Origin of the sequence: Bacillus cereus group sp. BfR-BA-01453 (assembly GCF_022662915.1) — a bacterium.
Taxonomy (GTDB): Bacteria; Bacillota; Bacilli; order Bacillales; family Bacillaceae_G; genus Bacillus_A; species Bacillus_A paranthracis.
This window is the reverse complement of the sequence record NZ_JAKUEN010000004.1, coordinates 97,768-111,290: the sequence shown is the minus strand read 5'-3', so window position 1 is coordinate 111,290 and position 13,523 is coordinate 97,768. Positions and strand designations below refer to the sequence as shown.

The following is a 13,523-nucleotide window of genomic DNA, read 5'->3' as shown; positions in this document are numbered from 1 at the left end:
TCCAATAAATTTTTATTGATAAAAATGCTATTCATCCTTTATTCACATCTTATTCATACTAAGCTCCTAAAAATAGTAAGATAAATAAAAAAGGAACGGATTTCCGCTCCTTTTTTATCTTTTTACGATTATCAATCCATTTCCCTTTTAGGCTCTACCAACATGATGTGGGATTCCTTTTCAGTGAAAGGTTTATGCTCAACGCCTCTCGGGACAATAAACATCTCGCCCTTAGAAATTTTCACCTGTCCATCACGGAAATCGATGAACATCTCCCCTTCAAGCACAATAAATAGCTTATCCGTATTAGGATGCTCATGCCATATAAAATCTCCATTAGCTTTAAAAAGCTGAATTTGATCGTCATTCATTTCACTAATCACTTGTGGATACCAATAATCGTTAATTTTAGATAACTCGTCATTTAGTTTAATAGGTTGGTAATGGATAATGATCCCTCCTCATTTTCAACTTCCACTATATTACAGTAATCTAAGTAAAAAAGTCGTTATTATGCTTAAAAAGAAAATGCTCAGGCCAGAACTTTTCATTCAGATAGTACAAAGGAGTGATTTCAATGAAAGTACTTTCAATCCAATGTTTCCTTTAACTCTCCATAAGTATAGAACAGTGATTTTCAAATAAGAATGGACCCCTGTTGACATTAGTATGGATTATTGATGAACTTCTCGCGATATTTAGTAGGCGAAATGCCAACTCGCTTCTTGAAAACTCTACTAAAATAAAAAGGGTCTGCGATTCCAACAGCCTGCGCAATTTGTTGTACAGGCACACCACTTGTACATAACATTTTTTGAGCCATCTTTATACGATAGTTCAATAAATATTCTGCTGGCCCCATACCTGCATGCTTTCTAAACACGTAAGAAAGACGATTTCGATTAACATTATTTTGTTCTGTAAGCGTATGTATTGTAATATCTTTATAATAGTATTTATGAACGTAACTAGATATTCGTTCGAATAAAGTATGCGATTCATAGTTGTTTTCTCTATTGACAACACTTAATAAAGCTTCATTCAACGCTTCACGAAATAGCATTTCCGTCTGAAACATCGAAATGCCTCCTCGCTGATTATACACATCCCAAAGACGCATAAGTAATTCGACAAGACGAGGAGATTGTCCTGTTAATAATTCAAAATGCTGATGAGTAAAGCCAGAATCTTCTCGTTCTGAATTGCTTATCCGATATAAAACAAGAATATATTCCCAGTTTATTTCACCAAGCATTTTATGGGCTAATGTCATTTTTGCACCCCCATGTATAACTTTTCCTGGGGAAAGGGTATACGGCGTACCATTAAATTGAAATTCCGTCTTCCCTGTAAGTGGAAATACAAATCCTGGGAAAGAATCTGTAGACTCAGCACAAGGCACACCTGGATTTTTAGCATAACGATATACTCCTTCTACTCGGAAAGGAGTATTGGCAAGATACTCTGCTAACTCATTCACGTCCAACTTCACAATGCAAGCCTCATTTCAATAATAGTTTTCTTGTAATTCGTGAGATTAATTGGTGTACATTCTAGGCAACGCTAAACTAAAAATAGTACATACGACTTAACAACATCTAGTTATTAACCTATAAATATATTGTTTTTCATTTATTGACAAAAGTATCCTCCCTATATTATTGATAATGATTTTCATTGTAGTTTGATAAAAAAACATTTGTCAAGTTGGATGGCCTAGAAAAATGATGAAACAAGGGGTACAGATAGACGGTTCTGTTGCAAATAATACCTGGCCTTTGTTAACTAAATCCCTCAAAACTGGAATGATCATGTTAATAGTTTTATTAGTTACAGCACTTGCAGCATGTGGAAAGAATCGTAATCCTGAAGAAGTTGCTACAGCGTATTTCGAAGATGGAAACAGCCTACTATCAAATTAAATGATAGTAGGCTGGCTGTTAAAATGATTTAAGAACTAGGTTATATTCTAAATGATAAGCTTTCATTATCAAAAAGATTATTACTAGTCCCCTCCACAAACAAAAACCCCCTATTACTTCGGCTCTAAATTTAACACCTTCCCCTCTATCCCCTCCGTATTCAATGTAGTCGTATGATACGTGCCATTTACCCAATCATCTATTTGATCATGATACCAATCACTTCTAAAATGTCCTGATTGTCCTGGCCCTACAATATGATAACCGTTTGACATATCCTTCGTATCAATAACGAATCGCCAAGACGCTCCATGATTGACAATACCGTTATCGCCGTAACTCGCCGCTTGAACGGTAACTTGACTTCCGCCAATTGGAACTGGTTTCTCACGATTAAACGCAAGTAGCGCTAACATACTAGATGATTTTGAAATTGGGTGTGTAAAAGCAAGTTGGTGATAATCCCCCCACTTCCACTCCGTAACATCTGGTCCATATTCCTTCTGTAATTTCTTCATTACATTTTCGTACGATGTATGCACAACTTTTGTGAATCCTCCATACTTCGTAAACCAAGTGCTCTTTTCTCCTGCTACTTCTTTTCGAATCAATTCATCCACAACTTGTGACTTCCCTTCAAATAACTCCATCACATCTTTCGGAATTTCTTTTGAAAATAACGTATTTGAAATCTCCTTCATTAATAAATGGAATATTAACGGTGCCGCGTCATCTTTACTATCGTAAAAATTCCACTTCGTTAATTGTTTTACGCCTTCTTTCTCTACTTCATGTAAAGACGCTTTATTTAACTCTTTTAACAATATAGGAGCAAATTCTTTCCCATATAAATTTTTTTGATCCATCTGTAATTCTTCTAAATCTTTCACCGTATACTTTTCCTTCTCTTGTAAAAACTCTTGAATACGCATTTGCCTATATGGCTGCGCCCACGTATTACTAATATGATACGGATAATTATCATCTACAATTTTATTATTCGCAGTTGAAATAAACCCTTGTTTTGGATTGATTACTTTTGGTAGCTGATCATACGGGATATACCCTTCCCATTCATATTCATCTGTCCATCCTGGAACAGGTAAACTACCATCACCTTTTTTACGCACTGGTATATTTCCATTTGCTTTATAAGCAATTGTGCCGTCATTTGATGCAAATACAAAGTTTTGAGTTGGTGTATGAAAATCTTGCAGTGCCGTTTCAAACTCATTCCAGTCTTTCGCCTTATTCATATTTAATACAGCCTTTAATTCAGCGGAAGGCTCCAAAGCAGTCCATTTCAAAGCAAATACTGTTTTCGTCTTCTCTTTCCCTTTATCCGCAAACTCTGAAATAACTGGACCATGCCTCGTAACGGTAACGTTATACGGTATTGTCTTTCCGCCTTTTACTTTAATAGACTCATCCACAACAGTCGCCTTTTCCCACTTATCGTTATATAGAAATTCATTTTCATTATTAGGATTTCTCTTCTCAATATATAAATCTTGCACATCAGGACCTGTATTCGTAACGCCCCATGCTATTTTGTCATTGTGTCCTAATATAACCCCGGGTACGCCAGCGAAAATAACGCCACTCACATGTAAATCTTTCATCTCAAGTTTCGATTGATACCAAATAGAAGGTGTCGCAAGTGATAAATGAGGATCATCCGCTAAAATTGGCTTACCAGACGCACTCTTCTCACCGCTTATAACCCAGTTATTACTACCATTAAACTCTGGTGGAATGATTGCTTTTGCAAAACTTTGTGCTACGTCTACATTTGTATTTTTCAGTTCAGCTAGCAATCTAGGGGCATCTTTCGGATATGTAGGAAACAGCTCATTTGCTTGCTCTTTCGGTAGATTTTTTAGCGCCCAATACCGAAACGCCTGTCCGTGCCAATGTCCGCCTAAATCAAACGCCATATACTTTCCAATCGTTAACGTATCCACAATTGACCATTCAGCAGGTTCATAGCCTAATATAGTAAACTCAACTGGCAATTTCTTTTCCACTTTTGCCTCGCGTATAAAGGCATTCACCCCATCAGCAAATGACTGCAGAGCAAATTTCGCTTCTCCATCATATTGGCTAACAGACGCTTCGGCTGCTCGCCGTAAACCGAGCGTTCGAAACAACTTATCTCGATCAATAGCTGCTTCCCCTACAACTTCACTTAACATCCCAGAAGCTTGCCTTCTACTTAAATCCATTTGAAATAATCGATCTTGCGCTTGTACATACCCTTGCGAAAAATATAAATCATGTGCATTTTCCGCTTTAATATGCGGTACACCTTTACTATCCCGCTTTACCGTAACAGCACGTTGTAAATCCTCTAGCTTTATCGTTCCATCTATCTTTGGCATAGATCTAAGTGTATATATGTTCAAAAAAATCGCTGTACAAATTATTAACAAAAGAACGATACTACTAGACCAAATGAAAATTCTCTTACCCCTAGTTCGTTTCTTCTTTATAACAACTTCCATATAACCCCTCCTTTCTCAAACTATTCGCTTCTATTTTGAAAGAACCTTTTAGAAAAATTGAAAAACCCCTTCATTTTCCTACAAATGAAGGGGGAATTTTTATCGTTTGTTACGCCAGCTTTCATTATGACCAAGATTTGAATCGGTCGCTACTTGTACATCATATAATATTTCACTAAAGAAATACTTATCTACTTCTTTTGGCACAATGCGTCTTTCATCATCAATTTCATCGTATTCATATGAACCACGATTCACTGTACCTGCTTTATAAAATTCAATGTCATACACACATATATCTTCTTCGTCTTCATAGCCAATTGGTGCTCCGCTAAATGACAGTTGTGCCCCTAATCCAGTGCGAGTATCTTCTTTATAAAACGTATAATACACACCGCCATCTTGAACTGATCCGCGAATCCATCCAAGTTTCGTCATCTTACCGAATAACGAGCGACCATTTAGTAAAATACCGCCAAATCTCTCAACAGTAACCTTATCATCTTCCTCTACTACAAACACAGGACGTTCAATTTGTAGAAATGGCTGGACAATTTTCGAGTTTTCCAGTTGCTCTTCCCACATTTCCTTTTCCGCTCTAGATAATTCTAACGGATGAATTAAACCGATTACAGTTCCAGATGAAACCTCATGTTTCTCTCCTATCATTGAGTAAAACGTACCATCTTCTGTATAACGGAACATTTTCAGTAACTTGCCTTCCGCATACTCACCCCAAATAAGTGAAGTGGAAAATTGCTTCATAATTGGATTTTCCAAAAATATCGATTTCCACGTATCATATGACCAATAGCGTTTTAATGATAGAGCAGCTTCCAGACGTTGTTTCTGCATGGAAAGAGCATTCCGAAGCTCTTTCTTTAAAGTGGCTAACTCTCTCTTAGCTAATTCAGCTTTTTCTATATCATCTTTTGTATTCGGCTTTGGAAGTGACTTCATACGTTTTCCTTCTTCTGTCTCTAATTCTATTTTTGAATCAGAAGTTAAAATAGCAGTAAAACATCTATTCCCAAAATCAATCTTCTTCTCCCCACGTATATTAAAGCCAAGATCTGGTACTAGTTGATCTTCCAGTTCTTCTTCCGTTATACCACGGGTTTTCGCAGCAAGACTTAATGCTTCTTTTGCCGCATTACGCACTTGTTTATGTTTATATTTAAATGCCATAGCATGAATAAACATAAGTGCAAGCTTAGATGAAGACAAACCTAGAGCACGAACAGCATCTGCTGCAATCTTTCCTCTCATATCTAGTACCCATTCATCGATTTGCTTTTTAAGTATACCGACCATTTTGTCATCACTATATATTCCATATAACGAAAGAATACCGCGTTTCTTCACATCTGCATCTTGAAAAATCCATATTTGATAGATTGCTTGCACATATTCTTTCAGGTCTTGTTCATTTAAAGTACTCCCAATTACTTCAGCTGCCTCTTTCTTTTCAATGACAGCATCTGAAATATACTGTTGTATATAAGCTAATGGAATTGTAGCATCCGCAATTTCATTTGAATGACGAAGACGGATTTGCGGTTCCTCCCCAATCAATTGCAGAAGTGAATTTCTTTTTTGTCCCGTTACGATACGGCTACAAAGTTCTTCTATATTTTCTGAGCTCCTCCCCACTTCAAGTAATGGAGCAAACTTCTCGGCTAAAGAGGCATTCTTCTTTTCTTTCAATGCTTCCTGTACGAGTTGTGTATATGTTTCAATCCTATACGCTAGTAGTATTTTCATCACATTTTCACGAACAATTTTCTTTTTATTATGAAGTTCAACTGCTACATCCTCTGCCGCTTCTATGTCTTTTGAAAGCAGTTCAACTATAGACTTACGTAATTTTTTAGATGAATCACCTAAGTTTTTAATTAAAACCGGACGTGTTTCAACCCTGTTATCTCTTGCTAATTCATTCAAAATATACGCTTTTGCCTCAGCAGAATACATATCAAATCGTTCCATTATGTATGCCTGTTCTTTTACAATGATCGTAACGAGCGCTTCCTTCGCTTTATTTCTCTCTTCTACATAATGTGAGACTTGCTCAACTGAATAATCAATCAGCTTTTCTTTACTTAGCCCGTAAGAAAGGAGATCTTCTATTATTTTTTCTGGTTCTATCCCTCTAGCCGAACATTCATACAGAAGTTCATATAAATAAACACTATATACATCTCCAAATTCCAGAGTGAGTGCCGCTTCTCTTTTTGCCACATCATCTATATCCCAAAGAAGTACAACTTCTAAAACTGGCATATCCCAATACATATTTCTATACTTCGGATTTTTAAGTATTTGCTTCATTTCATCAAATGACAATTTCCCGAGTAAATAATCACGATACGTATCCCGCACCGTAGACAACTTAAGTTGCAAAGCAGCGACAAAAAATTCCTCTCTCATTCTCCCTCTATTTAACTCATGTCCTTTTTCAGCTAACGTTCGGGCGATTATGAGGTAATTACTTTTACTTACATATTGTAAAGTACGTTGAACAAATTCAGGGTTTTCTTCCGCCACGGAGCATAACATTTCATATTCATACGTCTTACAGAATTCTTCATTATTTAAATCATGTTGCCTCAGACGGTGTGCAAAAAATCTTTCCTCAGAAATCCAAAACTGTTTACAAAAATTTTGAATTTCATCATATGTTTTTTTATTTACACTACCTGTTCGTTTATAGTTTTGAGGCTGATCGAGAGTTTGACACACGTAACGCGTAGCATGATTCATAAAACCCCAAACGTTTTTCTTCGCTAATATTTCAACATACCGCCTCGCAATATTTGAATACTGATGAATGCTAAATAATAGTCGCCAAATATATTCTGGTAAATTTCCACCTAAAAATAATTCCCTATCACTCTCACCTTTTATATATTTTTCAACTGCTTCAACCTTTACCTTTTCTCCATTCAAATTCAATATAAATTCAGCATGTTCTTCTAATCTCTCGTCCAATAAAGTGCTATATGTATAGAACCTCTCATAATTTACTTCAAACATTACGAGAAGTAACGATAATTGCTGCTGATTTGGTAAAGTGTGTAATTGTTCCTCTATATAGTTCGGTTTCTCTTTTGTTAACTCTTTAAGAAAACTATACGCCTCATTCACATAACTAGAGATATTAGTTAAATATTTACACGCAATTACTACCAGTTTATCCAATGGAAGTGCACTTTTCTCTAAATAAATCTTCATATTAGCAAAATCCACATACTTAAACCTTATTATAAGAACATTTAACAATTGCTCCCCTAACAAATAATAAAATAACCGAAAGAAAGCTGGATCTTGTTTATATACTTTCCTAAAATCATTTATAAACTGATTTGCAAAATCGCTTCTATTTTGATCTCTAATTGTCGTTAGTTGTATATGATTTAAAATCTCTTCATCTTTCGTTTTTAAATAACGCAATGATAATTGTTCCTGCTCTTCTGTCATATGGACATATTGAAACAACTGAGCTGCATTTGTAGTCAAACTTTGTTCCCCCGCATCTGTTTATGCTTTATAAAAATACCCTTATTTACTTGTAGTATAGCATAAAACCAACCGAAACGAACATATATTCTATATTAAATTAATGTAAATTAAAACACACTACTCAAAACACTTCTCCTTCTCTCTAAACTACCCATCACACACTTCTCTCCACCATACTTGCTACACCAATTCCTCAAAATCCCCTTCACATAAGCAAACGTTCGCTTATTATGTTCAAACGCAATTTTAAGTGCCTCTAATACTTTCTCTCCTGAAAGTCTTTGTATCCAATTCTTCAATTCCTTCACGATATATGGGGATAGACTACTTATATTTTGTTCGTAAAATTTGTAAACTTCACTATGCTGAGTATCCTCTTCCCCTTCCTCATCTTCTATTTCTTCAACAACTTCTTGTAAACTACTATTCCCTTCTTCTTCTGGCATACCAAAATGCTGTAACAACAACGGAATCTTCCATTCTTCTTCCAGACATTTACGTAAAAACATATGTACGAACTTTTTATTTTTCACAATTTTTAATTCACGTAGCACACACTTTTCTACATTCGTATTTAAAATAGGGTTATAGTGTAGCCAATTTATGATGTATAACTCTTTCGTTTCCGCATCATATAAAATCTTGCCGTATTCCACAAATCTACTTAACAATTTCTCAACAGTTTCCATACTGTAACCTGTTTCCAGCTCTGCCACTCGCTTCGGTAATACGTAAATTCCACATTGCTTCGTTTTCGTACCAGTTAACAAATATATGTAAAAATAACGCTCCTCTGGCGTTAAATCTAATATGAATTCATCTTGCCAAAAGTTCACTTGCACATTACGGTACACCGCCATATGTTTACCTCCCCCTCGCACTTATAAAAAGGCAGATTTCAATCCTTCAATATATATATAGGAGTGAGGAATTGATTTTTGCAGTTGAATTCCAAATTTTTTTAACTACTACAACGACGGTTTTATTTTTTCGCGCTTTTTTGTTCTTGTAGTTGTTTTTGTTTTGTTTTTTCTTAGTGATTTATTACTTGGTAGGTGCTTATAAGGGGCTTGGAAGGGGCTTGGAAGGGGCTTGGAAGGGGCTTGGAAGGGGCTTAATAAGGGCTTATATAAAAAGGAGCTGTTCCAAATTCTCATTTTGGATAGCTCCTTTATCATTCTTTCTATTTTTGACTTGCATCTAACATCTTCACTAAAAAGGCAGCTGCTTCACCACGAGTTGTTGTCCCTTTAGGATTAAACTCATTATTTCCAACACCAGTAACTACTTTTAAGCTATATAATCGTTGAACAGGCTGTTTATATGTGATCAAATGTTTATCCCTAAATGGCAATGCAACTAATTCACCTGTAACACCTTTATACTGTAATGCGTTGTCAATCATGATCGATGCTTCTTCACGTGTGATAGATGCGTTAGGATCAAAAATTCCGCCGCCACGACCGCTAATAATTCCTGCGCTTGCACTACGTTTAATACCGCTATGAAGTGATGGATGCGCTTTGTTAATGTCTACAAATGACTTATTTCCTTCCGGTAGCTTGAAAGCATTTGAGATTAATGTTGCAAACTCAGCTCTCGTAACATTACGATAAGGCGCAAATACACCGTTTCCTTCACCGTTCATAATTCCTAGGCTGTTCAGCTTACGAATGTTCCCTTCAAACCATCCACCTGTAATATCATCTTTTGGTTTTTGTACTTCTTTATGTGGCATATTATAGTTTATTTTAATCCAACTTGGGTTATAGAAAATCCACTCATCGTTACCTACTTTATACCAACCATTTTTAACTGCTAACACTTTGTAACGATCTCCATTTGAAGCTTTACGAACGATATGATGTTCAAGTCCCGAACCACTACGTACGTTTATACCATCACCATTCACTACAAGCTCCATATTAGGTTCAGCTGGATTATATTCATTTGAATCAAATAGCTCATTTCTTTCTTGTAAAGGCGAATCAATTTGTGCGTTAACATTTGCATACCATTGAATCCCTTGTACGAAGCCAGTCCAATTCCCACGAGAAATTAAAATATCAGGACAGTTTTTCCCGCTCCATTGTTGATGCCTATAAATGCGGTCCGCACTAATACCTTCTTTATTCATTAAATAACCTGCAAGTCTCTTTGCATTCTCTAACGCTTTATTGTAATCTCCATCTTGGTTAACTGAAATTTCAATCCCGATAGATTCTCTATTTCCTGATCCATCCCCATCTCCTGCATGCCAACCGTTTTCGTTTGTTGGTAAGTGTTGATAAATTTGTTTATCGTCTACAGTAAAATGCCAAGAAGCTGTTCGGAACGTACCTTCCGTTGCTTGTTTATACAAATATTTCGCATGATTTTCAGCATTTGCACCACGAGCTGTGTTTGCAGTCTCATGAATTGTAATGTAGCGTGCTTTCATCGGATTTGCAGGACGAATATCAGGATTTCCAGCTGGAACAATCCACTCTACAAACGGGACACCTGCAAGTGTTCCATATTTCTTTGTAGTCATCGATGCACTATACTGAATAGCTCTTCGTTTTTCAACCGGCTTCAGTTCACGAGTAGAGCCATCATTTCGACCGTCTACATGTTCAAATGCCTTTTCAATGTTTGAAATAGCTTCATCTCCTGCTACTTCACCTTTTTTCGCTTCTTTCATTTTATGTAACTCTTCTGTTTCATCATGTTTATGTTTATATTCTTCTAGAAGAATTTCCTCGTTCTCTGATACTTCTGCTTCATTAATTTGCATGTAATCTGGAGTTTCTAGATTGAAATTAGAATAACGTAATCCGTTCGTTCCACGTTCCCCTTGTGCAATACTAATCTGGTCAGTATGAGATTTATTTAACTCTTCTGCTGATATTGATAAAGGTGCACTCCCTAACATTACTAGACTTGTTGATAGTCCGATTACTCGTTTTTTTATATTCATTGCTGTAATCGATACCTACACTGTTCGTGTAAATATCTCAACCTCCCTTTATTTTCTCATTCGTGAAAGACTATGAATCTACTATGTATAAAAATATGGTTATTCCGCCTTTTTATAAACACTGCATTTTATCCCCAGCAGGCGAATGATAGTTTCTAGAAAATCCCTTAACAGACATTATTTTACAACCAATTGCAATCGACGTCAAAAGTACTTCTTCCCTTACACACCACTACTTCTCAAAAATAGATTCGGATACCTTTTACTGATTTTCTTCAACAAGAAGGATCTTTGTAATTTTTCATAACTATCAAGTATCTATTAAATAAATCCTGTTTCTTTGTACTTGTTCTCTTTAAAAATATTAACATTTTTACATTCTTACGATAATATAGATGTAACCTTTTACATTGAAATGAGTTTTATTTGGAAAAGATTTCTCATATTGATACCTGAAATGAAGAAGACCAAAAAATGATGAAGAAAAACGAGGGTACACATGATATTCAGCAGATGGTATATATTTTGAAGGACTAGAAATAACACCGCTAGAATGGCTTGAAAACATAGTTGAACTATTAAAACAAACAGTACAAATTTATTAGAGAATACGTTATTTAAAGGGGATGAACTGATTGTTACATACGATTGTTTACGATAAAGCGAAGTACCATTATGAAGGAGATTTTCCTGAAGACTTACCAATTGATCAAGCTTTTGTACATACTGGTATGTTTTTAGGATGGATACTTGAACATAATTTATTTAGTGAAGAATTTGAAGAAGAGTCCCTAGACGAAATTAAACAGTTTAAACTTAGACAAATGACTGGCACAGAAATTTATATGAACTGGGATGGCGTTTTGGCAGACGACATGTTAAATGACGAAGGCAATCAATTCGCGATGTATTACTTTAATAATGATGAGGAATGGAAGTATATAAGTGATTACTCAGACGTTTTTATAGACGAAGAAACTCTCTACCACGTAAAAGATACTTGGGAAAACTATTTCAAATTAAAAGAAGTTATTGATAATAGCTATAATTTTTGGAAAGACAACTTACAAAAAAGATAATTAATAAAGTCGATTTCTTATCTCCATAAGGAATCGACTTTATTAATAGTAAATTTAAATATTTTTTCATTTTAGCTTCTATTACAAATTCCCTTTAACGTTTTCGACAATCTCGTTTATCGTATTTCGATCAAACTTATCACTAATTTCGTATGGCTCACGATCTCCTACTAATTGTACGCCTATGATATCATTACGGTCCTTACCATATTGTACTTCAATAATCGATCCACGCTCTATTTGTTTCCAAACGAGACTTGCTTCATCTTTATTATCTAAAATAATACAGTCCTCAATATTTTCATCAATCCCAATTAACTTATTATCATCCATATATCCAACCTCGTATTGTTGACGTTCTTTCGCTTTTCCGCTTACTACTATACCTTTGCTTCCATACGAATAATCCGTATAGTCCTTTTTCTCTGATTGTATCGCTTTCGGTTCTTTTGCTTCAGTTTTTTCAGTATTTCCACACCCCACAATCATACTAATTGGCATAACTACAGTTAATACTACTCTAGTAAATTTCTTTATCATTTATAACCAACCTCACATGTTTCACTTTACATTTATCCTCTTACCAAATAATAACATAATAATACCGAGAAAGAGCCAAAGATACAGGGAAACTTTAATCAGTAGTTTTTCATCCTAAAAATCTAGACTTTCAAAATCACTATCTGCACTATCGACAAATTATAGAAAGTAGACATCCTACTCACATAAGATTTAAAATTAGAAAGTATGGAAACATGATAAAAAATATAGGCTAGTTGTTCGCAATTAAAATGGTTTTTACATGAAGAAAGGAAGTGCACAGCTTTGGATTTTAAAACAGTTATGCAAGAGCTTGAAGCTCTAGGCAAGGAACGAACGAAAAAAATATACATATCTAACGGTGCGCAGGAACCAGTTTTCGGCGTAGCTACAGGTGCTATGAAACCAATCGCAAAAAAAATAAAAATAAACCAAGAGTTAGCAGAAGAACTTTATGCCACAGGCAACTACGATGCTATGTATTTTGCAGGCATTATTGCGGACCCGAAAGCTATGAAGGAGTCTGATTTTGATCGATGGATAGACGGAGCGTATTTTTATATGTTGTCTGATTATGTGGTGGCAGTTACTTTATCCGAATCAAATATCGCTCAAGAAGTTGCTGATAAATGGATTGCAAGTGGTAAAGAGCTTAAAATGTCTGCAGGCTGGAGTTGCTACTGCTGGCTTTTAGGAAATCGCAAAGACGATGAGTTTTCTGAAAGCAAACTTTCCGATATGCTTGAAATGGTGAAAAAGACAATCCATGATTCGCCAGAACGAACTAAATCCGCTATGAATAATTTTCTAAACACTGTAGCAATTTCCTATGTACCACTACACGAAAAAGCAGTCGAGATTGCAAAAGAAGTTGGTATAGTTGAAATAAAACGTGATAATAAAAAAAGTAGTTTGCTAAATGCTGCAGAGAGTATTCAGAAAGAACTTGATAGAGGAAGACTTGGTTTCAAGCGTAAACATGTAAGGTGTTAGATGA

Annotated in this window: 9 protein-coding genes; 2 read left to right on the top strand and 7 right to left on the bottom strand. The window is 35.5% G+C overall.

Translation table 11 applies throughout. The annotated features are described in order from the left end of the window. Positions 1-131 precede the first annotated feature (131 nt). The 6 genes from MR070_RS10735 to MR070_RS10710 form a co-directional block, all read right to left on the bottom strand. A complete protein-coding gene (locus tag MR070_RS10735) occupies positions 132-371 on the bottom strand; it encodes a cupin domain-containing protein (protein WP_000997182.1) in 240 nt (79 codons plus the stop codon). A gap of 293 nt (positions 372-664) precedes the next feature. Continuing rightward, positions 665-1,492 carry a helix-turn-helix transcriptional regulator gene (locus tag MR070_RS10730; RefSeq protein ID WP_000762802.1) on the bottom strand — a complete coding sequence of 276 codons (828 nt, stop codon included), beginning with the start codon at positions 1,490-1,492 and terminating at the stop codon, positions 665-667. A gap of 543 nt (positions 1,493-2,035) precedes the next feature. Then, a complete protein-coding gene (locus MR070_RS10725) occupies positions 2,036-4,426 on the bottom strand; it encodes a penicillin acylase family protein (protein ID WP_139895184.1) in 2,391 nt (796 codons plus the stop codon). 99 nt (positions 4,427-4,525) lie between these two features. Next, on the bottom strand, positions 4,526-7,945 hold the full coding sequence (locus MR070_RS10720; protein ID WP_242261225.1) for a DUF4132 domain-containing protein: 3,420 nt from the start codon (positions 7,943-7,945) through the stop codon (positions 4,526-4,528). A gap of 110 nt (positions 7,946-8,055) precedes the next feature. Further along, entirely contained in the window at positions 8,056-8,808 is a 753-nt protein-coding gene (locus MR070_RS10715; protein WP_242261224.1) for a DnaD domain-containing protein, read from the bottom strand. 323 nt (positions 8,809-9,131) lie between these two features. Then, positions 9,132-10,907 carry an S-layer homology domain-containing protein gene (locus MR070_RS10710; RefSeq protein ID WP_242261223.1) on the bottom strand — a complete coding sequence of 592 codons (1,776 nt, stop codon included), beginning with the start codon at positions 10,905-10,907 and terminating at the stop codon, positions 9,132-9,134. Between the two features lie 635 nt (positions 10,908-11,542). Between MR070_RS10710 and MR070_RS10705 the strand changes: the two genes are divergently transcribed. Further along, positions 11,543-11,986 (top strand): DUF7832 domain-containing protein, encoded by a 444-nt coding sequence (locus tag MR070_RS10705; protein WP_242261222.1) that lies wholly within the window; start codon positions 11,543-11,545, stop codon positions 11,984-11,986. A gap of 81 nt (positions 11,987-12,067) precedes the next feature. On the opposite strand, the gene MR070_RS10700 is transcribed toward MR070_RS10705, so the two are convergent. After that, positions 12,068-12,526, bottom strand: coding sequence for a hypothetical protein (locus MR070_RS10700; protein ID WP_242261221.1), 459 nt, complete (start codon positions 12,524-12,526; stop codon positions 12,068-12,070). Between the two features lie 285 nt (positions 12,527-12,811). On the opposite strand from MR070_RS10700, the gene MR070_RS10695 reads away from it, so the two are divergent. Continuing rightward, a complete protein-coding gene (locus MR070_RS10695) occupies positions 12,812-13,519 on the top strand; it encodes a DNA alkylation repair protein (RefSeq protein ID WP_242261220.1) in 708 nt (235 codons plus the stop codon). The last annotated feature ends 4 nt before the right edge of the window (positions 13,520-13,523 follow it).

Excerpts from the sequence above, each read along its gene's own strand:
- MR070_RS10700 (WP_242261221.1), bottom strand. The coding sequence starts at position 12,526 with ATGATAAAGAAATTTACTAGAGTAGTATTAACTGTAGTTATGCCAATT.
- MR070_RS10725 (WP_139895184.1), bottom strand. The coding sequence starts at position 4,426 with ATGGAAGTTGTTATAAAGAAGAAACGAACTAGGGGTAAGAGAATTTTC.
- MR070_RS10710 (WP_242261223.1), bottom strand. The coding sequence starts at position 10,907 with ATGAATATAAAAAAACGAGTAATCGGACTATCAACAAGTCTAGTAATG.
- MR070_RS10715 (WP_242261224.1), bottom strand. The coding sequence starts at position 8,808 with ATGGCGGTGTACCGTAATGTGCAAGTGAACTTTTGGCAAGATGAATTC.
- MR070_RS10735 (WP_000997182.1), bottom strand. The coding sequence starts at position 371 with ATGAATGACGATCAAATTCAGCTTTTTAAAGCTAATGGAGATTTTATA.